This is a genomic window from Levilactobacillus suantsaii (assembly GCF_014069315.1).
GTDB lineage: Bacteria > Bacillota > Bacilli > Lactobacillales > Lactobacillaceae > Levilactobacillus > Levilactobacillus suantsaii.
This window is the reverse complement of record NZ_CP059603.1, coordinates 2,302,946-2,325,167: the sequence shown is the minus strand read 5'-3', so window position 1 is coordinate 2,325,167 and position 22,222 is coordinate 2,302,946. Positions and strand designations below refer to the sequence as shown.

The 22,222-nt window shown below is 51.1% G+C and carries 19 protein-coding genes, 1 pseudogene and 2 other annotated features; all 20 genes and pseudogenes read left to right on the top strand.

The genetic code is table 11. The annotated features are described in order from the left end of the window. Nucleotides 1-3: 3 nt before the first annotated feature. The 20 genes and pseudogenes from ezrA to yfmH all read left to right on the top strand — a co-directional run bounded on the left by ezrA (nt 4) and on the right by yfmH (nt 22,207). Complete coding sequence (ezrA, locus tag H3M12_RS10895; protein ID WP_225423475.1) at nt 4-1,743, top strand: septation ring formation regulator EzrA; 1,740 nt, start codon at nt 4-6, stop codon at nt 1,741-1,743. Between the two features lie 156 nt (nt 1,744-1,899). Then, the gene (locus H3M12_RS10890; protein WP_129031292.1) at nt 1,900-3,045 is read left to right on the top strand and encodes a cysteine desulfurase family protein; all 1,146 of its coding nucleotides are present in this window, start codon (nt 1,900-1,902) and stop codon (nt 3,043-3,045) included. Between the two features lie 19 nt (nt 3,046-3,064). After that, nucleotides 3,065-4,282, top strand: a complete 1,218-nt coding sequence (thiI, locus tag H3M12_RS10885; protein ID WP_129031291.1) for a tRNA uracil 4-sulfurtransferase ThiI — start codon at nt 3,065-3,067, stop codon at nt 4,280-4,282. Nucleotides 4,283-4,918: 636 nt separating this feature from the next. After that, on the top strand, nt 4,919-5,221 hold the full coding sequence (locus H3M12_RS10880; protein ID WP_182150720.1) for a hypothetical protein: 303 nt from the start codon (nt 4,919-4,921) through the stop codon (nt 5,219-5,221). Continuing rightward, a pseudogene (locus H3M12_RS13145) lies at nt 5,172-6,439 on the top strand (peptide ABC transporter substrate-binding protein). Before H3M12_RS10880 ends, H3M12_RS13145 begins: the two are co-directional and overlap by 50 nt. A 13-nt stretch (nt 6,440-6,452) precedes the next feature. Continuing rightward, entirely contained in the window at nt 6,453-7,580 is a 1,128-nt protein-coding gene (locus H3M12_RS10865) for an amidohydrolase (protein ID WP_170954920.1), read from the top strand. 108 nt (nt 7,581-7,688) lie between these two features. Further along, nucleotides 7,689-8,198 carry a thiol peroxidase gene (locus H3M12_RS10860; RefSeq protein WP_129031288.1) on the top strand — a complete coding sequence of 170 codons (510 nt, stop codon included), beginning with the start codon at nt 7,689-7,691 and terminating at the stop codon, nt 8,196-8,198. A 24-nt stretch (nt 8,199-8,222) separates the two neighbouring features. Continuing rightward, nucleotides 8,223-8,437 (top strand) — a binding site (T-box leader). A gap of 62 nt (nt 8,438-8,499) precedes the next feature. After that, on the top strand, nt 8,500-11,166 hold the full coding sequence (locus tag H3M12_RS10855) for a valine--tRNA ligase (protein ID WP_182150717.1): 2,667 nt from the start codon (nt 8,500-8,502) through the stop codon (nt 11,164-11,166). Nucleotides 11,167-11,369: 203 nt separating this feature from the next. Further along, nucleotides 11,370-12,713 (top strand): bifunctional folylpolyglutamate synthase/dihydrofolate synthase, encoded by a 1,344-nt coding sequence (locus tag H3M12_RS10850; protein WP_182150716.1) that lies wholly within the window; start codon nt 11,370-11,372, stop codon nt 12,711-12,713. 199 nt (nt 12,714-12,912) lie between these two features. Further along, nucleotides 12,913-13,917, top strand: a complete 1,005-nt coding sequence (locus tag H3M12_RS10845; RefSeq protein WP_129031285.1) for a rod shape-determining protein — start codon at nt 12,913-12,915, stop codon at nt 13,915-13,917. A gap of 87 nt (nt 13,918-14,004) precedes the next feature. Beyond that, nucleotides 14,005-14,856, top strand: a complete 852-nt coding sequence (gene mreC / locus H3M12_RS10840; RefSeq protein ID WP_129031284.1) for a rod shape-determining protein MreC — start codon at nt 14,005-14,007, stop codon at nt 14,854-14,856. Between the two features lie 12 nt (nt 14,857-14,868). Continuing rightward, nucleotides 14,869-15,390 carry a rod shape-determining protein MreD gene (mreD, locus tag H3M12_RS10835; RefSeq protein WP_129031283.1) on the top strand — a complete coding sequence of 174 codons (522 nt, stop codon included), beginning with the start codon at nt 14,869-14,871 and terminating at the stop codon, nt 15,388-15,390. A 19-nt stretch (nt 15,391-15,409) separates the two neighbouring features. Next, complete coding sequence (locus H3M12_RS10830; protein ID WP_129031282.1) at nt 15,410-16,078, top strand: septum site-determining protein MinC; 669 nt, start codon at nt 15,410-15,412, stop codon at nt 16,076-16,078. A gap of 1 nt (nt 16,079) precedes the next feature. Continuing rightward, nucleotides 16,080-16,886: a septum site-determining protein MinD gene (minD, locus tag H3M12_RS10825; protein WP_129031281.1), complete on the top strand. Its 807-nt coding sequence runs from the start codon at nt 16,080-16,082 to the stop codon at nt 16,884-16,886. 69 nt (nt 16,887-16,955) lie between these two features. Then, nucleotides 16,956-17,183, top strand: a binding site (T-box leader). 162 nt (nt 17,184-17,345) lie between these two features. Continuing rightward, entirely contained in the window at nt 17,346-17,987 is a 642-nt protein-coding gene (locus H3M12_RS10820) for an amino acid ABC transporter permease (protein WP_129031280.1), read from the top strand. Between the two features lie 18 nt (nt 17,988-18,005). After that, the gene (locus H3M12_RS10815) at nt 18,006-18,644 is read left to right on the top strand and encodes an amino acid ABC transporter ATP-binding protein (protein ID WP_129031279.1); all 639 of its coding nucleotides are present in this window, start codon (nt 18,006-18,008) and stop codon (nt 18,642-18,644) included. Nucleotides 18,645-18,665: 21 nt separating this feature from the next. Further along, complete coding sequence (locus H3M12_RS10810; protein WP_129031414.1) at nt 18,666-19,511, top strand: amino acid ABC transporter substrate-binding protein; 846 nt, start codon at nt 18,666-18,668, stop codon at nt 19,509-19,511. 131 nt (nt 19,512-19,642) lie between these two features. Further along, nucleotides 19,643-19,831: a hypothetical protein gene (locus tag H3M12_RS12940; protein WP_233449180.1), complete on the top strand. Its 189-nt coding sequence runs from the start codon at nt 19,643-19,645 to the stop codon at nt 19,829-19,831. Between the two features lie 38 nt (nt 19,832-19,869). Continuing rightward, complete coding sequence (gene yfmF, locus H3M12_RS10805) at nt 19,870-20,922, top strand: EF-P 5-aminopentanol modification-associated protein YfmF (protein ID WP_233449179.1); 1,053 nt, start codon at nt 19,870-19,872, stop codon at nt 20,920-20,922. Next, a complete protein-coding gene (gene yfmH / locus H3M12_RS10800) occupies nt 20,915-22,207 on the top strand; it encodes an EF-P 5-aminopentanol modification-associated protein YfmH (RefSeq protein WP_404819999.1) in 1,293 nt (430 codons plus the stop codon). The genes yfmF and yfmH overlap by 8 nt, the downstream gene beginning before the upstream one ends. Nucleotides 22,208-22,222 lie beyond the last annotated feature (15 nt).

Here is a 22,222-nt window from a genome sequence, read left to right as displayed (position 1 = left end):
ATCATGGTAACTGTTGTGCTCGTAGGAATCGTTATACTCGCGATTATCGTCTATGTAGGCATTCTCGCTTATCAGCAACGGATTCGTCGGCAAGTCACGGCCTTGGCGGATAAAAAAGCATCACTCGTCGCTATTCCGCTTGCCGACGAGGTTAAACTTGTGAGTCAACTCAGTTTGACGGGGCAATCGTTGACCCAGTTTGAGGAACTCCAAAACGACTATGCGGACATTACCCAGGACCGCTTCAAGCGGATTGACGCCCAGTTAGCGCAGCTCAAGAATGATTCACGTGGGCTGAACTTGATTCAGTTACGCCGCGATTTGGCCAAGGATACGTTGCTGGTCAGTCAAACGGACGAGTTGGTGCAAACCGTTCAGACCAAATTAGCTGCCTTACAGGAAGTCGATAAACAACATCGACAGGCCGTGCGGGATTTGGAACAGAAATACCAGGATCTCCGCAAGACGCTTTTGGCCAAGAATTTTGCCTTTGGCCCGAGTATCGACGGCTTGGAAGAGCGGTTGGGTCAATTGGAAGATAACTTCGATACCTTCACCCAGTTGACCCAAACTGGGGACCACGAACGGGCCTCGGATGTATTGGGCCAATTAAAGGCCGATACGGCATCACTGGAAGATTTGATCAAAGCCATCCCACCACTATATAAAGATTTAACAGCCGTTTATCCTGATCAAATCAGTGAGTTGAAGAGCGGTTACGAACAACTGTCAAACGAGGCTTATCACTTTGGGGATGCGGATATTCCCGGATTAATCCAAAAGGTAGCTGACCAGGTCAACGGTAATTTAGCTGCCTTAGCGGATCTGCGGCCAGACGACGCAAAGGTGATCAACCAGCGCATCGCCGACCAGATCGACCATTTGTATGATTTGATGCAAACAGAAATCGACGCGAAAAAGCCGGTCGATGAGAACTTGGATAACGTGGCGCGATTCATTGCCCACGCCCAGAACCAAAATCAAAGCCTAATGGCCGAGTTGGACCGCTTGAAACAAAACTACACGTTGGACCACCAAGAGTTGGAAACGGCCCGGGAACTTAGCGAACAGTTGCGCAACATCGATGGTATCTACCAGCGGGATGTGCAGAACTTGACTGGTCAAGCGGCAACCTATTCCATTGTGTTGGCTCATCAACAACAGCAAGAAAAAGATTTAAAGCAAATTGAAGAACAGCAGGCGAAAGTTTTAAAGAGTGTGGCTGGATTAGCTGACGAAGAACGACAGGCGCGGGAAACATTACGACAATTTGATTTTAAACTACATAGTTTACGGCGGCAGGTCGAAAATCTAAACTTGCCGGGCGTCCCGCAGAATTACCTGGATTACTTCTTCGTGGTCCGTAATGAGGTCGAACAGTTGGCGACCGACATGGACCAGCCACAAATCGACATGGAACAGATCACCAAACAGCTGCTGATTATCCAGACCGACCTCGATAGTTTAAGTGAACGGACAGACGATTTACTCGACAGTGCCGAATTGTCAGAGGAACTGATGCAGTACGCAAACCGTTACCAGGCTAGTCATGAAGATTTGGCTAAAGCCAGTCAAGAGGCTAAAAAATTATTTGACGAGGACCATGAGTATGCAAAAGCGTTGGAAACGATCGCTACGGAGCTGGATAAGGTGGAACCAGGATCGTATAAACGCCTGGAAGATGCCTATTATCAGCGTAAAGGTCGTGAAAAACCGAAACATGATGATGAGTCGCAAAAGTAAGGTTCTAGCGTCACTTTTTCCGGCGTAAGCCGGCAAAAAGGGCGCTTTTTGCTTGCAGAAATGCGGGTAAGGCTTGTGGGATTTTCAGAATGTGTTTATAATGAGTGAGAATTTCTATCGGAGTCGAACCAATAGAAAAAGATAAGAGGGTTCAGCATGATTTATTTTGATAATAGTGCGACGACCAAAGCCGCACCGGAAGCTGTCGATACCTACGCCAAGGTTAGTGCCAACTACTGGGGCAATCCCTCTAGCTTGCATAACTTTGGGGAACAGGCCTTCAACCTCCTCGAACAATCGCGTCAACAAATTGCCGACCTGGTCGGAGCTAAGCTGAGTGAAATCTTATTCACCAGTGGTGGTACCGAGGGTGACAACTGGGCCATCAAAGGGACCGCGATGGCCAAACGCGAATTTGGCAATCATTTGATTACGACGGCAGTCGAGCACCCTGCAGTGCATAATTCAATGGAACAGCTCAAGCAGCTGGGCTTTGAAGTCACGTACCTGCCGGTCGATGAGAATGGACGCGTCTCCGCGGATGATTTGCGGGCTGCCATCCGGCCGACTACGATTCTGGTGTCGACCATGGCGGTCAACAACGAAATTGGGGCGGTTCAACCGTTGGCTGAAATTGCAGACGTCATGCGTGATTTTCCCAAGATTCACTGGCACATCGATGCTGTTCAAGGCATTGGCAAGGGCCTGGGCAAGTTGATTTTCAACGACCGGGTCGATTTCGTGACCTTCTCCGGGCATAAGTTCCACGCGCCTAGAGGAATTGGGTTCATGTACAAGCGCCAAGGGCGGAAGATTGCACCGTTAATGGCCGGTGGTGGTCAGGAATGGAACTTGCGGTCCGGAACAGAAAATCTGCCGGCCATTGCCGCGATGGCGAAGGCCTTGCGGATGTTGCTGACGGACGAGGCCCAAAAGGTCGAGCGGCAACGCGCCATTCGCTTGGCAATTCTGCACCATATCGAACAGTTTGCCCACGTGACGATTTTCTCGAAGGACTTACCGGTCTTTGCGCCCCATATTCTGTGCTTTGCGATTGCTGGAGTCCGGGGGGAAACCATCGTCCACGCGTTTGAGGAACACCAGATTTACATTTCGACGACGAGTGCTTGCTCGTCGAAGAAGCACGTCGAATCGAGTACGTTGCAAGCCATGGCCGTGGATGACGACATTGCGACCAGCGCTGTACGGATCTCGTTAGACGGACACAACACCATGGAAGAGGCCAAACAATTCAACCAGGTCTTCGACCAACTTTATCAACAATTTGCGAAATTACGCTAATCACGAAAGGGGTCGCGCAATGGAATATAGCGAAATCATGGTCCGCTACGGTGAATTGTCGACGAAGGGCAAGAACAAAAAAGACTTCATCAAGCAATTGGGTCACAACGTGCGTAAAGCACTCAGTGAGTTCGATGGCTTGGAAGTTCGTGCCCAACACGATCGATTACACGTGACCTTGAACGGGGCTGATTCGACGGCGGTCATGGACCGGCTGAAGGGGGAGTTCGGCATCGAAAACTTCTCGCCGTCCGTGAAGGTCGACAAAGATATCGACGCCATCAAGGCTACCGTTTTAGCGTTAGCGCAGGCGGACTTTAAACCGGGGATGACCTTTAAAATCAACACCCGGCGCCAAGATAAGTCGTTTGAATATGACACCTATCAACTAAACGATATTTTAGGGAGTCACGTTCTTGAAAATGTACCCGGCATCCAAGTCAAGATGAAACATCCTGATTTGGAGATTCGCGTGGAAGCACGGATGAACGGGGTCTACATCTCGGGACAGACCATTCCAGGAGCCGGTGGGTTACCAGTCGGCACCGGTGGCAAGGCCGTCATGATGTTATCCGGCGGCATCGATTCACCGGTTGCGTCCTACTATGGGATGCGCCGGGGCGTCAAGCTGGACATGGTCCACTTCTACAGTCCGCCGTACACGTCTGAACAGGCGTTGGCTAAGGCCAAGGAATTGACCGCTAAGTTGGCCAAGTACTCCGGGGGCATCCAATTCATTCAGGTGCCGTTCGCTAAGATTCAAGAAACCGTCAAAGAATCCGTGCCGGAAGGGTATCTGATGACCATTCAGCGGCGGATGATGTTGCGGTTGGCCGTGGCAGTCGCACACATGCGGCACGCCAAGGGGATCTTTAACGGGGAGTCGCTGGGCCAAGTGGCTTCACAGACTCTGGAAAGTATGGAAGCCATCAACGACGTCACGACGATGCCGATTTTACGACCGTTGTTGTCGATGGATAAAACGGAGATCATCAAGGTGGCTAAGAATATCGACACCTATGACCTGTCGATCCTGCCATACGAGGACTGCTGTACGATTTTCACGCCACCGGCACCGAAGACGCGGCCGGACTTGGAGAAGTCCCGGAAGTACGAAAAGCATCTCGACGTGGAAGGTTTGATGAAAGAAGCGCTCGACGGTATCACCATTACAGAGATTCGCCCGGGAGACAACTTCTTGAACCAAAATGAAGACGTCTTTGCGGAATTACTGTAAGTTATCTAAATTAAGCATGAGGCTACGACTTTGGTCGTGGCTTTTTTTTGTGGTCGCTAGACGAGTTATGAGAAAACAGTGAAAAATGGGTTTGTCGGTCATGGGGCCTGATAACTGCTATTAGTGACTACCTAGACAGCTAAACTTTTCTCTTGACAAATCCGGTAAAACCCCTAAAATGAATTTAAATTAAAAATGCTATGAGTAGTCAAAGTAAATTCTAATTTAAGAGATCGTCCGCAAGGCTGAAAGGGCGAACCTGAATTGAAACACAGCTACTAGCAGTCCACCTGAACGGGTCACGCTAATTAGGAGGGGCCGGCGCTCGCCGTTAATCGAGCCAAGTTTACTTAAACTTACTGAGGTAACGGTTGTGAAGCCGTTATAAATCAGAGGTGGAACCACGATATCGGTCGTCCTCGCAAAGAATTTTCTTTGCGGGGATTTTTTTATACAGAAAGGAAGCTGATCGAAATGTTTCAATTGATGATGCGTCATTCAACGAATACGGTAACGGAGCTGCAGCGACATCATCGGCATATGAGCCAGCGGCAATTTGTTTAGGTGTGGCGCCTGATTGGGCGTTGCTCAATCGCGTGATGCTCGGGATAGCTCAGGTGTTGAGGAGGACTTCATATGCAAAAATTATTGAAACGTTTCACCAGTTTTACAGTTATTATCGGCAGTGGTTTAGCGTTAGCGGGTTGTGGTCAAGCGGCCGATGCCAGTCCGCAACAGACGGCGACCATCATGGAACCGGTCGACATCTCGTCGTTAGATTCGACCATGATTACGGACATTGGGGCCCAAGAAACGGTCAACAACGCTCAAGAGGGCCTGTACCGGATGAAGGACAGCACCACGGTCGAACCCGGCTTGGCAACGGGCGGTGACGCCGAAGACCAAAGCGGCCAATGCCTACCAATTTTTACCGATTAAAAATGCCAAGGCAATTGAAGCGGGGAAAATGGCAGCGACGAAACTCGGGGTGACGGCCGTAAACGCCACGACGCTGAAAGTTCAATTGACGCAACCAACGCCGTATTTCAAATACTTAGTTGCGTCGGTGCCTTTCTTACCGCTAAACGAAAAGGTCGTGACCAAGTACGGTCAAGCTTACGGGACTTCCGCCAAGAAGACGGTCTATGACGGACCGTTTACCGTACAAAATTGGACGGCGGCTTCGTCGAGTTGGACGCTCAAGAAAAATCCTAATTACTGGGATCACAAGAACGTCAAGCTGACGACCGTGAAGTTTCAGGTGGCTAAGTCACCGCAGACCGCGTTGGCGTTATATCAATCTAAGAAGTTAGACAACATCACATTATCCGGACAACAGGCCGCTCAAGAAAAATCTCAACCAGGCTACTTGAGTTACCCAAGTGGTGAGACCGACTACTTAGCGTATAACTTTGCCCACAAGGCGATGCGTAACCGTAACATTCGCCGGGCAATCTCGTTAGCCATCGACCGGAAGACCTTGACGGCTAACGTGTTGAAAATGGCGCCAAGGTGCCTTACGGGATGGCACCGGAAGATATCGCGAAGAATCCACAAACGGGCAAGGACTTCGCTTTAGATTCCACCGTTAAGTCCGCCGTTGCCTATGATCCGCAATTGGCTAAGAAGTATTGGGCCAAGGGGATGCGTCAATTAGGACTGAAAAAATTGAATTTGACGCTGGTCTGCTACGACGTGGACACCTTCAAAAATACCGCCGAGTATGTCCAGGCCAATACGGAAAAATACTTAAAGGGCCTCAGTCTCAAGGTCAACGTGCAGCCCAAGGTCCAAGCCATCACGACCATGCAGAAAAAACAAGGCTATGACCTCGGCTTTAGTAATTGGATTACCTCTTATCCGGAATTGACCGAGTTCTTCCAGCTACTCAACACTGATAATTACAATAACGCGGGAAACTATTCCAATGCCAAATTTGACCAGGCTTACACCCGAGCGAACGGGGTGGACGCCGATAACGCCCAAAAACGGTACGCCGATTTCAAACAAGCTAACCAGATTGCGATGCGTGACCAGGCTGTGGCGGTCCTGAATCAAGGACAAGTCACCCGCTTGAATAGCCCGCAACTCAAAGGCGTCACCTACGCGGCGGCGCAAGGCATCACGTTGAAGACGGCTTATAAGACCAGTAAGTAATGGGGGAATGATTATGGACACACAAACGATTACGGTAGATGCACAACAGTTACAAACCGATTTTGATGAACTTGCCAGCCGAGCCGAAACGGCCTTCAATGAAGTTCAAACGACGGCTTATTTGGCGCAGCGTTTAGACGAATTGGGTGTGGCGTATCAGAAGTTTGCGCACATGACGGGCTTGGTGGCCACGTTAAATCCCGGCCACCGGTTCGTGATGGGGATGCGGGCTGACATCGACGCTTTAAAACAGGTCTATCAAGGCCGACCACAAGTCCTTCATTCTTGTGGGCACAACGCGCACATGGCCATTGTTTTAGCGGTTGCGGCCTACTTTAAGACCCACGAAGCAGAACTACCAGGAACGTTGAAACTTATTTTCCAGCCGGCTGAAGAGACTGTGACTGGCGCCGAAAAGGTGATTCAAAGTGGTTTAGTACCGCCGCTAGACGTGTTATATGGGTTGCACGTCTGCCCCCAAAGTGAACTCGCGTTAGGTCAGGCCGAAGCCTTGCTCCCAGATATTGCCACGCGGACCTACTGGGTGACCATCACGGGGCGAACGGCCCACGCTGGACGACCCTGGTTAGGAGCCAACGTGATTGATGCTTTCAGTACCTTGAATGAACGGTTCAAGCAATTGAAGTTGGCCACGACCACGCCCTACTCGATCACTACGACCATGTTTCAGGCCGGCGAGTCGTCGAACATTGTGCCCGACAGGGGAACCTTCGCCGTTGACTTGCGGGCCCGGACCAACGAGTCGATGGATCAGTTGCAGGACCAGGCGTTTACGGCCATGCGGGCGGTAGCCGTTGACGGGATCGACATCCAAGTAGACGAAAACGACTTATCGCCCGCAGCAATCCCCAGCAAGCCGGCCGTAGCGGCGATGAGCCAAGCCGTTACCACCGTGTTGGGAACGGCTGGATTGGTGGCACCAGTGCCCACGCAGGGCGGTGATGATTTTCACTTTTACGCTTACGATGGCTTGGCTAAAGAGAGTACGATGTTGGGGTTAGGCTGTGACCTGACACCCGGCCTGCACGTGCCGGGGATGACCTTCGACCACCAGGCGTTAGTCACCGGTGCACAGATTATGATCGAAGCCATCAAGTTGAGTGGGAAGATGCCAGGCTAGTTCCCCCGAACTTATCCGGCAAATTACTTGTTTTTTAGGGGGCGACTGCGCCATAATTAACCTAATAGCTAGTTTTTTGACCTGGCTAAATATTAAGGAGTGATCTGTGTGGATGTCACAAGACTCGGTAAGAAGATGGCCTTAGCGGGCGAGCTCCCTGAAGTGGGAACCCAATTACCTAAATTCAAGCTGTTTGATCAACAGAATAATAAGGTGAAGACGGCAAATCTGATTGGGCAAGTGAGCTTGATCAGCGTCGTTCCGGATCTGGATACCCCGGTCTGCACGTTGCAGACGCGTAAATTTACGCAACAGGCGGACCACTATCCGGCAGCCAAGTTTTACACGGTATCGAATAATTCCGTGGCCGAACAAACGGGTTGGTGTGCAGCTGAAGGGGTCACCAACGTAGACTTATTGTCAGACGAGGGGTTGTCCTTCGGGTATGAGACTGGGTTGTATATCCCAAACGCCGGCAATCTAGCCCGTTCTATCTGGATTATTGATGCCACGGGGAAAATCACTTATCGACAGGTTGTGACGGAACAGTCCGAAGAACCCAACTACTTAGCGGCTCTGGCGGCTTTGGAAAAGTTAGTGCCACGTGTTGACGCTTAGCTTAAAATTGGGTAAACTACAGAGTAAATAGCTGTGAGCAAGCGAGTAAGTCGTTACGGTCGAGACAGAGAGTCACGAGAGCTGGAAAGTGGCCGACCGTGGCGGGTGAAAGTAACTTGTGAGCTGATCGACTGAAATTAAACGTAAGTCGGTACCGGAGCACACTCCGTTAACAACGAAGATAAGTGGGGTAGCAATTACCCAATTTAGGTGGTACCGCGAATGACTTCGTCCTAATTTTGAATTAGGACGAAGTTTTTTTGTACCATTGTGACCGGTAAAGAGAAAGGAAATGAGAGGTATGGCAGATAAAACAGTAGACATGCCCACGAAGTATGATCCGACCGCCGTGGAAGCGGGCCGGTACCAGACTTGGTTGGACGAAGACGTCTTCAAACCCAGTGGGGACCCACAAGCAAAACCGTATTCAATCGTGTTACCCCCACCGAACGTCACCGGGAAACTACATTTAGGACACGCTTGGGACACCACGTTACAAGACATGTTGATCCGGCAAAAACGGATGCAAGGGTACGATACGCTCTGGTTACCGGGGATGGACCATGCCGGTATCGCGACGCAAGCCAAGGTGGAAGCTAAGCTCCGCGAGCAGGGCATTTCCCGGTACAACTTAGGTCGCGAAGCCTTCATTAAAAAGGTCTGGGAATGGAAAGACGAATACGCGGACACGATTCACCAGCAATGGGCCAAGATGGGCTTATCATTAGACTATTCACGTGAACGGTTTACTTTGGACGACGGGCTATCGGATGCTGTTAAGCGGGTCTTCGTCTCACTGTACAAGCAGGGCTTGATCTATCGGGGCGAATACATCATCAACTGGGATCCGCAAGCCCGGACGGCGTTGTCCGACATCGAAGTGATTCACAAGGACGACAAGGGTGCCTTTTACCACGTTAAGTACCCGTTCGTGGATCCTAACCAAACCTTTAACGGTAACCACTACATTGAGATTGCGACCACGCGGCCTGAAACCATGATGGGAGACACCGCCGTGGCCGTCAACCCGAGTGATGAGCGCTACAAGGAACTGGTGGGGACCAAGGTTGTTTTGCCGTTAGCTGACCGCGAGATTCCGATCATTGCGGACCAATACGTCGACCCCGACTTCGGGACCGGGATGGTGAAGATTACGCCGGCCCACGACCCGAATGACTTCCAGGTTGGGAATCGCCATAATTTGGAACGGATCAACACCATGAACGAAGACGCCACCATGAACGAGAAGGCCGGTAAGTACAACGGCATGGACCGCTTTGAAGCGCGTAAGGCCATGGTCGCGGATTTGGATGAACAAGGTTTACTGTTGCAGGTCAAACCAATCGTTCATTCCGTCGGTCATTCCGAACGGACCGGGGTCCAAGTCGAAGCCCGCTTATCCACCCAATGGTTCGTGAAGATGCAACCACTGGCGCAAAAAGCGTTGAAGAACCAACAGAGTGATGGGGCCGTGGACTTCGTGCCGAAACGGTTCGAACACACCTTCACACAGTGGATGGAAAATGCCCATGATTGGGTCATCTCTCGGCAACTTTGGTGGGGGCACCAGATTCCAGCTTGGTACCACAAGCAGACCGGTGAAATCTACGTGGGCGAAACGGCCCCGAAAGATCCGGAAAATTGGGATCGCGATCCCGACGTCTTGGACACCTGGTTCTCCAGTGCCTTGTGGCCGTTCTCAACGTTGGGGTGGCCGGATGAAGACAGTGCTGATTTCAAGCGCTACTTCCCAACCAATACGTTAGTGACCGGTTACGACATCATCTTCTTCTGGGTTTCCCGGATGATTTTCCAAAGTCTTGAATTTACTGGCGAACGGCCGTTTAAACACGTGCTGTTACACGGGTTGATTCGTGACGAAGAGGGTCGCAAGATGAGCAAATCCCTGGGGAATGGGATTGACCCGATGGACGTTATCGACAAGTACGGGGCCGATGCTTTGCGCTGGTTCCTCTCAACGGGGTTGACGGCGGGGCAAGACGTCCGGTTCAGCTACAAGAAGATGGACGCGGCTTGGAACTTTATCAATAAGATTTGGAACGCCAGTCGGTTCGTCATCATGAACTTGGGTGACCAGACCAAGCCTGTCGTTCCCGCGGCAGAGAAGTGGGATTTGACCGACAAGTGGATCTTGAGCCGCTTAAATGCCACGGTCAAGCACGTTACGACCATGTTCGACAAGTTCGACTTCGGTGAAGCCGGACGAGCCTTGTACAACTTCATCTGGAACGACTTTTGTGACTGGTACATCGAAATGAGTAAGCAAGTCTTGACGGGTGACGACGAGGCGGCCAAGGCAGATAAGCAGGACTTATTAGCCTACGTCTTGGACCAAACGTTACGGCTCTTGCAACCGATTATGCCGTTCGTCACGGAAGCCATCTGGCAAGCGATGCCCCATGACGGCCAATCGTTAGTCACGGCGGCTTATCCAGTCGACCATCCAGAATTCGACAACGCCACAGCTGAAAGCGACATGACCAGTCTGATTGACTTGATCAAAGCGGTCCGGAACATTCGAGCTGAGGCCAATGCACCAATGTCCACGCCAATCGACTTACAGATCAAGACCGACGATACTAAACTCCAGACCGTCTTTGAGACCAACCGCGAGTATATCGACCGGTTCGTACACCCGAAGAACTTGGAAATCGGCGCAGATCTAGTCGCACCGAAGTTAGCCATGACGGCGGTCATCACTTCAGCCGAAATCTCGGTACCGTTAGCTGAACTGGTAGACTTAAACGATGAAGCCGCGCGATTGACTAAGGAAGCGGTTAAGTATACTGCCGAAGTAGAGCGGGCGACGAAGAAGTTAGGCAACGACCGCTTCGTGGCCAACGCTCCTGAAGACGTGGTTAACGCCGAACGGGAAAAGCAGACGGACAACCAAAAGAAGTTGGCCGCAACGCAGGACCGCTTAGCGGAAATCAAAGCCCAACTTTAAGCCATTAAGGGGCCTTTAAGGTTCCCAATTGGTCGGGCGATAGTAGCTGGTCAGCGCTGTCGCGCGGTTGAGCGCCATTTAAATGAATGATGAGTTAAAGCGTGTGCCGACAAAACTGCCGGCACACGCTTTTTGGACCTAACGGTTTGGGTCAAAATTTGGTACAGTAAGAGACAGAGAATTTAGCGGGAGAGTGGTATTTTTTGATCACAACGTATACCGAAGCATTGAATTTTATTCATGGCCGCGACCAATTTAAAAAGGCACCGACCTTGGACCGGATGCGGCATTTTATGGCGTTGCTGGGCAATCCGCAAGATAAGTTAACCATGATTCACGTAGCGGGGACCAACGGGAAAGGGTCGACAGTGGCGTTTTTGCGGGACCTTTTAATGGCGGATGGGCAAACGGTCGGGACTTTTACGTCGCCTTTTATCACCCGGTTCAACGAGCGCATCAGTACGGACGGCCAGCCTATCGGCGACGATGAGTTGATCCAGTTGGTCAACCGGGTCCAACCGGTAGTCGCCCAACTGGATGCCGAACTCGACACTAAGGGCCCGACCGAATTTGAAATCGACACGGCACTGATGTTTTGTTACTTTGCCGCTCATCCGGTCGACGTGGTGGTGGTCGAAGTGGGCTTAGGCGGCCTCTACGATTCCACCAACATCATCACCCCGGCAATCTCGGTGATTACGACCATTGGGCTGGACCACATGCGGATTCTAGGGGACACGATTCCCGAAATCGCCCACCAAAAGGCCGGTATCATCAAGGCGCAGGTACCAGTAGTTTGTGGCCGGCTGTCACCGGACGCTTTGGCCGTGATGGACCAGACGGCACAAACTAAGCAGACACAGGTCGTAGCGTTGGGCCGTGACTTCGACGTCACTAATCAGCCAGAAGACCAGTGGGGCGAACGGTTCACGTATCAGTATCAAGCCTTCCAGTATCAGCGCCTGCAGATTGATCTACTGGGGCAGTACCAGATCGATAATGCCGCTACAGCGTTGACCGCCTTTATCCAGTTTCAGCAGTTGCAACACGGTCAGGTCGTTGCGGCGACGATTCGGCGGGGGTTAGCCCATACGGCTTGGCCGGGGCGGTTCGAACGGTTAACGACTCAACCATTGATTGCAATTGACGGCGCGCATAACGAACCGGCGATGGTTGAGTTGGCCCAGCTCTTACACCGCCACTTTGCGACCAACGAGGTGTACATCATCCTCGCCGTTTTAGCCGATAAACAGTACACTAAGATGGTGCACACGCTACTGACACTTCCCAACGTCCATTTGATTGTGACCCAGTTCAACGGACCGGCCAACCGGGTAGTGGCAACACCGAGTGAACTAGAAGACGTGGTGACAACACATGACCGTATCAGTATGGCTAAGGACTGGCCAACCGCATTGCAGCAAGCGTTACGGCAGATGTCGGCTGAAGACCTGTTGTTGTTAACGGGATCGTTATATTTTATCTCGGAGGTTCGGCATTATTTCAAAGACGATGACCCTGCTGATGCCAATTCTAAGGGCCGTTAAGCCCCGTATACCGGGAATTGGGCGTGGAAGTCTTAAAATCTAATTAAAATCATCGGTAAGTGTTCCTTTCTCCCTAAAAGTTCGGTATTCTTATCGGTGACGACGTGTTTTCACGCAGATAGGTATGTTATAATACGTCTATCAATGACTAAGACAAAAAACATAAATAATTTTGTTGACAATGAAGGGATGAAACACAGTGTTCGGATTAGGAACGAAAAATATTGGAATCGATTTGGGTACCGCCAATACGATTGTCTACGTTGACGGTAAGGGAATCGTTCTACGCGAACCTTCCGTTGTCGCCAAGAACACAAAGACGGGGGAAATTGTGTCCGTTGGTGAAGATGCACGGGCAATGATTGGTCGGACGCCGGCTAGCATTGTGGCCATTCGGCCCATGAAAGATGGGGTCATTGCGGATTACGATACCACGGTCGCCATGATGAAATACTTCATCGAAAAAACAGTAGGGCGCTCCAGTGGGAAGCCATACGTGATGGTCTGCGTTCCAAGTGGTGTGACTGAAGTTGAAAAGCGGGCCGTCATCGATGCGACCCGGGTTGCGGGTGCACGTGACGCATACGTGATTGAAGAACCATTCGCTGCCGCGATTGGTGCGGGTCTCCCCGTGATGGACCCGACCGGGAGCATGGTGGTCGATATGGGTGGTGGAACCACCGACGTGGCCACGATTTCATTGGGCGGCATCGTGTCCAGCCGCTCGATTCGGGTTGCTGGTGACAAATTGGATGACGCGATTGCGACGTACGTCCGGACGAACTTCAATCTCTTGATTGGGGAACGGACGGCTGAAAAGTTAAAGATGGATATTGGGTCAGCTTCCGTTGAGGATGCAGCCAAAATCGAGGGGGCCACGATTCGGGGCCGGGACCTCGTGACGGGCTTGCCTAAGGGTGTCGAAGTTTCGGCGACCGATGTGGCGAAGGCCATCCAAGAACCCGTTCAAAGCGTGATTACGGCTATCCGCGAGACCTTGGAAGAAACGTCGCCCGAAATTGCGGCTGACGTGATCGACCACGGAATCGTCTTGACGGGTGGCGGTGCACTGCTGAAAAACTTATCAGAAGTGATTGCGGAAGCAACTAAGGTTCCCGTCTCCATCGCCAATGATCCGTTGGATTGCGTGGCTTCCGGTACCGGTGAGTCCTTAAAGAGTATCGATGTCATGAAGAAAAAATAGGGACTAGCGGGAAGGCGGCTTCCCGCTTCTTTATTGTTACCAGCTAACACCTCGCCGTTAGCCGGATAAACAAGATGGAGGTCAAACATGCAAAAATTTTCTTTCAATCGCCGGCTGGTCATTGTGATCGTCTGCGTGATTGTTGCTTTTGCCTTGATGACGGTATCTGTAGCGGTTCGTAACAAGAAAGCCACCCCGCCACTCGTGCAACAGTTTGGTAATGATATTGTTGGTTTAGCTGACCGGGTAGTCGCCTTACCAGCGAACGGTCTACGTGGTTCTGTGAGTGCTGTGTCGGAGCTTTTGAACACCTATCAGGAAAACCAACAGCTCAAAAAACAGGTGAGTGAGCTGGCCCAGACGAAGGTCCGCGACCAAACTCTGGCTAAAGAAAACAAACAGTTGAAGAAGCAGATTAAGCTGAATGATTCGTTGACTGATTACTCCGCCATTTCGGCGGCGGTCATCACGCGGACGCCTTCATCTTGGCAGAACCAAGTCATCATCAACAAGGGATCTTCGGCGGGTGTTGTTAAAAACATGCCCGTTATGTCTGGTTCTGGCTTAGTGGGGCGAATCTCCGAAGTGAATAAGACCAATTCCAAGGTGGAACTGATCACGGACAATAATGATTCGGCTAACCGGTTCGCGGTATCCATTACCACCAAGTCGGGCAAGACCGTCAACGGAGTCTTGAGTGGTTATAACGCGGATACCGGCGAAATCACCATGAACAACTTGACTACCAAAGCCAAGATTAGTAAGGGTGATAAAGTTGTGACCAGTGGTTTAGGCGGCGTTACGCCAAAGGGCTTATACGTAGGTAAGGTTGCCAAAGCTAGTGGTGACGATTACGGGTTATCGACGAAGTTACACATTACGCCAGCCACGGATTTGAGTGAATTGAACATCGTGACGGTTGCCGTAACGAAACAGTAGGGGGGATCGAACGTGTATCGATTATCTAAATTACGGTTCGGGTTTCCCATTGGGTTAATCCTCATGTTGTTTCTGGACGGGTCGATTAGCCAAATCTTTGGCGCACAACTCTTTCAGCCTACGGCGACCATGGTCAGTCACCTGGTCGTCTTGTGGTTGATTTGTGCAGTTTTGTTTGAGGACCGTTACGAGATTCCGATTGCTCGTTGGGGGGCAATCGCCGGTGCGGTATTTGACCTCTACTACACAGGAATTTTTGGGGTTTACGTCTTTATCTTTCCCCTGGTGGTCTATTTGACTCGCCAGGTCATGGGTTACATTAGTCCCAACTTTTTAAGCGGCTTGTTGATTTACTTTATTGACATTACGGTCATTGAAGCGCTGAGCTATCTGGCAAGTCGGATGGTACATTTGACCAGTATGGCCGGCAGTGCTTTCTTAGTAAACACGTTAGGCCCGACGTTGGCTCTAAATCTCGCCCTGTTTGTTGTTTTATATTTCCCCATTCGTTGGGTGTATAATTGGTTAAAATAGGTTGAAGGGAACGAACGCTATGCAAGCTGCCGTATTACGTGGAACACAAAACGGTTATGACTTGGTCATTAAACAGTCTGCAGGTCTGGACCAAGTGATGATTGATTTGAAAACATTGTTGGAGAATTTAAGGGTGGACCCCAAAGCCGATGCGGGCAAAATCTCGTTAGACGTCCTCACGGAGGACCGGATTCTAACGGCCGAAGAAAAGCAACGGATCGAGCATTTGGTGAGCCAATACCCGCGTTTTGAGATTCACAAAATGACGGCCAACGTCATGACTATCGCGGATGCCCTACAACTCAAGGAACGCGACAACGTTCACTTATTGAGTAAGGTCATTCGTAACGGTCAAGACGTGGAAATGCAAGGCGACGTTCTTTTTTTGGGGACCATCCATGAGGGTGGGAAACTCTGCACTACGGGGAATATTTTCTCGATGGGCAACGTGAACGGTATTTTACAAGCGGGTTATCCCGAGGATGAAACCAAGTTGATCATGGGGAACCTGCAGACGGCACAACAAGTGCGCATCGCGGAGCAATTCGACATCGTGGAAGCAAACGAATTAGCGGCTTCCAACCAGACGATTGCGTACGTCAATGACTTACACGTGCTGTCTTACGGGCAATTAGATCAACTGAAAAAGATTAACCCGAAGCTCTATAACCAGATCGGAGGAATTTAGAATGGGTAAAGCAATTGTGATCACCTCTGGTAAGGGCGGCGTTGGTAAGACTACGACCAGTGCCAATATTGGAACCGCCCTGGCCTTGATGGGCAAGCGGGTCTGCTTGATGGATTTAGATATTGGATTACGGAATTTAGACGTCGTGTTGGGGCTAGATAACCGGATTATCTACGACATCGTGGATGTGGCCGAGGGTCGCGCCAAGTTACCGCAGGCGTTGGTCAAAGACAAACGGTTCGACGACAAGCTATACCTGTTGCCAGCCGCCCAAAACACGGACAAAACGGCGTTAAAACCAGAACAGGTCAAAGCCATCGTCGATGAGCTGAAACCGGAATACGACTATGTCTTAATCGACTGCCCAGCGGGAATCGAACAAGGTTTCATGAACGCCGTGGCGGGGGCCGATGCGGCCATCGTCGTGACGACGCCGGAAATCTCTGCCGTGCGTGATGCGGACCGAGTTGTGGGCCTGTTGGAGCAGCACCCATTGACGGAAGCCCCGCGATTATTGATCAACCGGATTCGCCGTAATATGATGCAGGACGGTACCATGATGGATATCGATGAGATTACGCACCATCTGGGGATTGAACTATTAGGTATCATTTTTGACGATGATGCGGTCATTACCACCTCGAATCAAGGGGAACCCATCGTGATGAACACGGATAACCCCGCTTCGCAAGGTTACCGCAACGTCGCCCGGCGAATGGAAGGCGAGACTGTACCGTTGATGAAAATCGAGGATCAGGGTCAACCTGGCTTCTGGCACCGCGTCAGCAGTTGGTTCCACCGTGGCTAAATTCCCGGATACCTTTTTTCAATATGGGGTTGACGGTTGCGCCAAAAAATCGTAGTATGTTGTCAATGAAGTAAAACATTGAGCAGAAGAGTAGCTGGCTGTGCGGACATTAGAAAGCCCGGATGATGGAAAAGGGTGTCGACAGTTACGCGAAGCACATCTGTGAGTTGGTCGTCTGAATTTGAGTAGGATGATTCGGGTTAGCCCGTTATCGCTGGAGTTGCTTGCAACTCACTGAGGTTAAACCAGTGATGGTTTAACGAACAGGGGTGGAACCACGATGTGATCGTCCTCTTAGGCCTACGGGTCTGAGGGGACGTTTTTTAATGGTAAAGTTGCGGGGAACTCCCTGAGTCGGCGTGGCGTGAGCCCGTCGAAAATTGAGGTGGCACCGCGGTCAAACGTCCTCTTGGATTAAGTTCCAAGTGGACGTTTTTTAGTTGAGAAGGAGGAGTCAAAATGCACTACGTTAGCGAAATTTTACCGTCATTGATTTCCGGAACGGGAATGACGTTATCGATATTCTTTTGGACCATTATTATTTCCATTCCCCTCGGGATTCTGATTGGGTTAGGGATGCTGACCAAGTTTAAACCGTTGACCTGGATCATCAACCTGTACGTCTGGTTGATGCGGGGAACCCCGTTACTGTTGCAATTGATTTTCGTTTTTTACGGGTTACCGATTATCGGCATCGTTTTTCCCCGCTACGAAGCGGCGCTTTTCGCCTTTATCCTCAACTACACGGCGTACTTCGCGGAAATCTTTCGGGGCGGTTTGCAAGCCATCCCCGTGGGCCAGTATGAAAGTGCGCGGGTCTTGCGGTTGACTAACTGGCAAACGCTACGCAAAATCGTGATTCCGCAAGTGGTCAAGATTGTGTTACCTTCCATTGGGAACGAAGTCATCAACCTGGTTAAGGATTCGTCTTTAGTTTACGTTATCGGGTTGGGTGACCTTTTGCGGGCTGGTAACGTGGCCATGGCCCGGGACGTGACGCTTTTGCCGATGGTACTCGTGGCCATTATCTACTTACTGTTGACGGCTGTTTGCACGTTGGTCTTACGGCGGTTGGAGAAACACTATAGTTACTGGCGTTAACGAAAGGAAGGGAACAAGATGTTAGAGCTGAAACAAATTACCAAGAAGTTTGATGGCAAGGTCATCTTGGACGGCGTTGATTTGACTGTAGCTGACGGTCAGATCTTAACCATCGTCGGGCCTTCCGGGGCCGGGAAAACCACCTTGTTACGGTGTATTAGTGGATTGACCCCTGTTGATGGCGGAAAATTCTTCCTTGATGGTCAAGCGTTCGATCCCGCCACTAACCGTGATAACGATGCCGTGATTGGCGTCGTTTTCCAGGACTTTCAACTGTTTCCGAACTTGACGGTCCTACAAAATGTAACGTTAGCGCCCACCATGATGTTGAAAAAGGATATCAAGTCCGTGAATCAGGAAGCTCAGACCTTACTAGAGCGACTGAACCTGGGGGGCAAAGCGGACCTCTATCCTTACGAACTCTCCGGGGGCCAAAAGCAACGGGTGGCTATTGTGCGGGCACTCGCGATGCACCCCAAGTTATTGTGCTACGATGAACCAACGTCGGCGTTAGACCCCGACTTACGGCACGAAGTCGAACAAATTATTTTGAACTTGAAACAGCAGGGGATGACACAAATCGTGGTCACCCATGACATGCCCTTTGCTGAAACGATTGCAGATCAGATGTTACGGGTTGAACCCAAACAGGCTTAAGAGGAGGGATGCGTCATGAACATGCGACGATTAGTGCGCTGGGTTTTGGGCGTCAGTCTTCTGATTGGTCTCGGCGTGAGCTTAGCTGGTTGTAGTAACGTGACTCAACGCGCCAATACGCAAGATACTTGGCCCAAGCTGCAAAAGCGGGGGCGGGTCGTCGTCGGCTTGGACGACACGTTCGTGCCCATGGGCTTTCGCCAGAAGAGCGGTAAACTAGTCGGGTACGATATCGATTTGGCCAGAGCGGTCTTTAAGTTATACCACATGAAAGTTGACTTCCAGTCCATCGACTGGTCGATGAACGCCACCGAACTGCACAACGGAACCATTGATTTGATTTGGAACGGGTTCTCTATCACGCCACAACGGGCTAAAAAGGTGGCCTTTTCGGACGTTTACTTGAATAACGACCAGGTCTTGGTCACCCTGAAAAAGGACCACATCAACTCATTTAAGGACATGACCAATAAGGTCTTAGGTGCCCAAAGCGGGTCGTCGGGATATAACGACATTGAAAGTCACCCGAAGTTATTGAAGGACCGGATCAAGGACCACAACGTTATTCAATACGATTCCTTCACCAATGCCTTTATCGACTTGAACGCGGGGCGGATTCAGGGACTGTTGATTGATAGTACCTACGCCAACTACTACGTCAAGCACCAAGCGCACCCGGAAGACTATAAGGTCATTACCGGGAGCTTCCCCAAGGAACAGTTTGCCGTTGGATTGCGTAAGGGGGACACCACCATGCGTAAGAAGATCAATGCGGGCCTTAAACGCTTAGCGGCTAACGGCACACTGGCCAAAATCAACGAGAAATGGTTTGGTCAAAACGTGGATACGCCGTTGTTGAAAAAATAACCATTGGATGAAATCAAACCGGGTTCTGGCGCAGGTCAGCCCGGTTTTTTGATTGCCGACTAGCTTGTATTTAGCCGGCACTTCCCTTATCATTAAACACCGTTAGGAATTAGCTAAGGAGGCAGTTGCGTGTGCAGTTACGCAGTCAAAACGGGGTAACTTTGGACCTGTTACCCACGAAACAATTCAAAACCATTGGCATCAAGGTAGATTTTGTGACGCCGCTGAAAGCCACAGCGATTACGGCACGTGCCTTGATGGCCCAGGTCTTAGAGACCAGCACCGCGGCGTATCCCACCCAAACGGCTTTGGCCCGATAGCTTTCGGCGATGTACGGCGCCAACTTGGCATCTCAGTCTTGAAGGCGGGCACCCAACACATCGTTCGGTTGACCTGCTCGGTGGTCGATGAGCAGTATCTCGCCGACTACCCGGACACCACACCGCTCTTTGAACGGGGGATGGCCTTTTTAAAGGCAGTTTTGTTTGAGCCGTTATTGCCCCACGGACAGTTCGACCCGACCACGTTCACTCAGCAACGCCAAAACTTGTTGACGGCCATCAAGTCGCTAGACGACGATAAACAGTATCTGGCTAACCGTCGTTTGCAGGAATTGTTGTTTGCTGGGCAACCAACCCAGGCAATGAGTGCGTTAGGCGACATCACGACTTTAGGCCAACTGACGGCTGCGGATATCTTAGCCACGTACCACGACATGTTGGCCCACGACGCTGTTCACGTGGCCATTATTGGTGACGTGACGGCCGACCGGGCCCAAGCGGCCCTGGCGACCTGGCCATTAGCCGAACGGTCCACCCAGGCGGAGCTGCCGTACTATCACTGGCAACCCCGTACGACGGTCCAGGCTGGTGATGATTGGGCACCCGTCACGCAAGCTAAGTTGAACTTGGCTTACCGGGTGCCGGTTTACCGCAACAGCGCGGACTTCATGGCGACCGTGGTCTTTAACGCCCTCTTCGGTGGCACGCCGCTCTCGTTATTGTTCACAACGGTGCGAGAAAAGGCGAGTCTAGCTTACTACGCCAGCAGCAGTTACAATCCCTATACGGGAACCATCAGTGTGCAAACGGGAATCCAAGCCGAAAACCAGCAACGGGTGCTAGCCATCATTGCGGACCAAGTTGCGGTCTTACAGCGTGGTGAGATTCCGGGCAATCAGCTGGCGGAAGTCAAGGCCAGTCTGTTGAATGCGCGGTTGACCATCCTGGATAGCCCGCAACGATTGTTGAATGGCCGCCTTAACGCCCAGTTGACGCAGGTTACGACGTCACTAGACCAATGGCGTCAAGCTTTAGCGGCAGTCACGGTAGCCGACGTGCAACGGGTCGCCCAACAGGTCACGCTGCAAGCGACCTACTGCTTACATGGAGGTGCACATAATGCTGACTAAACAAACCTATGCCCGGTTAGGAGAGGCCGTTTACCGGACCACTTTAGCCAACGGCTTGAAGGTGGTCTTGGTACCTAAGCAGGGGTTCCACAAGACTTTTGCGATTATGACGACCGATTACGGCTCCGTTGATAACCATTTCGTACCACGTGGCCAGACTGAACCGGTCCGCTTTCCGGATGGGATTGCCCACTTTTTGGAACATAAGCTCTTTGAAAAACAAGATCACGATGCGTTTGACCTGTTCGGAAAGTACGGTGCCAGTGCCAACGCCTTTACCAGCTTCACCCAGACCAGTTACCTCTTTGCGACCACGAGTCAGCTGCGAGCTAATTTGGAGATCCTGTTAGATTTCGTGCAGGATCCATACTTCACGCCGGCCACAGTCAACAAGGAAAAGGGCATCATCGGCCAGGAAATTCAAATGTACGATGTTGACCCAGGCTGGCAGAGTTATTTCGGGATGATTGGTAATCTTTATCCTAAAGAGCCGTTGCATATCGACATTGCCGGGACGGTTGATTCCATCGATAAAATCACGGCAGATAATCTATACGCGGCTTACCAGACCTTTTATCACCCCAGCAATATGGATTTAGTTGTGGTGGGGGATTTGGATCCTGAGCAAACGTTAGCGTGGATTGAGGCTAATCAGGCCCGCAAGACTTTTGCTCCAGTCACACCACTTAAGCGCATCGCCAGCCCACAAACGGCTCCTGATCAGGTCGTGGCCCACACGACCAAGTCATTGACCGTTGTTCGGCCTAAGGTTAGCTTGGGTCTGCGAGGCTACGATACCGTCCCGACTGGTCGTGAAGGCTTGCGGTATAACGTGGCTGTCTCGTTAGCCTTTGATTTGCTGTTCAACGATACCAGTGATAATTACTTACGCTTGTACGATGCTAACGTGATTGATGATAGCTTTGGGTACGATTTCGTGACGCAACGAGGGGCACACTTCGGGCAACTGGCAACGGATACCGACCAACCGGAGCTGTTCGTTGCGGAAATGCAGGCCATCTTGGCGGCTGTCCCGCAACAGTTACAAGCCGCTCAACCTCAGTTTGATCTGGTCAAACGGGAAGCGATTGGCCGGTTGATTGGCGCTATCAATTCGCCGGAAGCCATCGCCAATCAATATTCAGGGCCGCTATTTGCGGGGTCGACTTTGTTCGATGAATTAGCCATCCTGGAGGCCTTACGCTTCGAGGACCCGGAAACACTCGCCACGGCGTTCTTTGCGCAGAGTCAATCAACCGTCGCGACCATCCTGCCGAAGGGTTAAGAAAGCGTTAAATCC

Excerpts from the sequence above, each read along its gene's own strand:
- ezrA (WP_225423475.1), top strand. The coding sequence starts at position 4 with ATGGTAACTGTTGTGCTCGTAGGAATCGTTATACTCGCGATTATCGTC.
- H3M12_RS10890 (WP_129031292.1), top strand. The coding sequence starts at position 1,900 with ATGATTTATTTTGATAATAGTGCGACGACCAAAGCCGCACCGGAAGCT.
- thiI (WP_129031291.1), top strand. The coding sequence starts at position 3,065 with ATGGAATATAGCGAAATCATGGTCCGCTACGGTGAATTGTCGACGAAG.
- H3M12_RS10880 (WP_182150720.1), top strand. The coding sequence starts at position 4,919 with ATGCAAAAATTATTGAAACGTTTCACCAGTTTTACAGTTATTATCGGC.
- H3M12_RS10865 (WP_170954920.1), top strand. The coding sequence starts at position 6,453 with ATGGACACACAAACGATTACGGTAGATGCACAACAGTTACAAACCGAT.
- H3M12_RS10855 (WP_182150717.1), top strand. The coding sequence starts at position 8,500 with ATGGCAGATAAAACAGTAGACATGCCCACGAAGTATGATCCGACCGCC.
- mreC (WP_129031284.1), top strand. The coding sequence starts at position 14,005 with ATGCAAAAATTTTCTTTCAATCGCCGGCTGGTCATTGTGATCGTCTGC.
- H3M12_RS10830 (WP_129031282.1), top strand. The coding sequence starts at position 15,410 with ATGCAAGCTGCCGTATTACGTGGAACACAAAACGGTTATGACTTGGTC.
- minD (WP_129031281.1), top strand. The coding sequence starts at position 16,080 with ATGGGTAAAGCAATTGTGATCACCTCTGGTAAGGGCGGCGTTGGTAAG.
- H3M12_RS10820 (WP_129031280.1), top strand. The coding sequence starts at position 17,346 with ATGCACTACGTTAGCGAAATTTTACCGTCATTGATTTCCGGAACGGGA.
- H3M12_RS10815 (WP_129031279.1), top strand. The coding sequence starts at position 18,006 with ATGTTAGAGCTGAAACAAATTACCAAGAAGTTTGATGGCAAGGTCATC.
- H3M12_RS10810 (WP_129031414.1), top strand. The coding sequence starts at position 18,666 with ATGCGACGATTAGTGCGCTGGGTTTTGGGCGTCAGTCTTCTGATTGGT.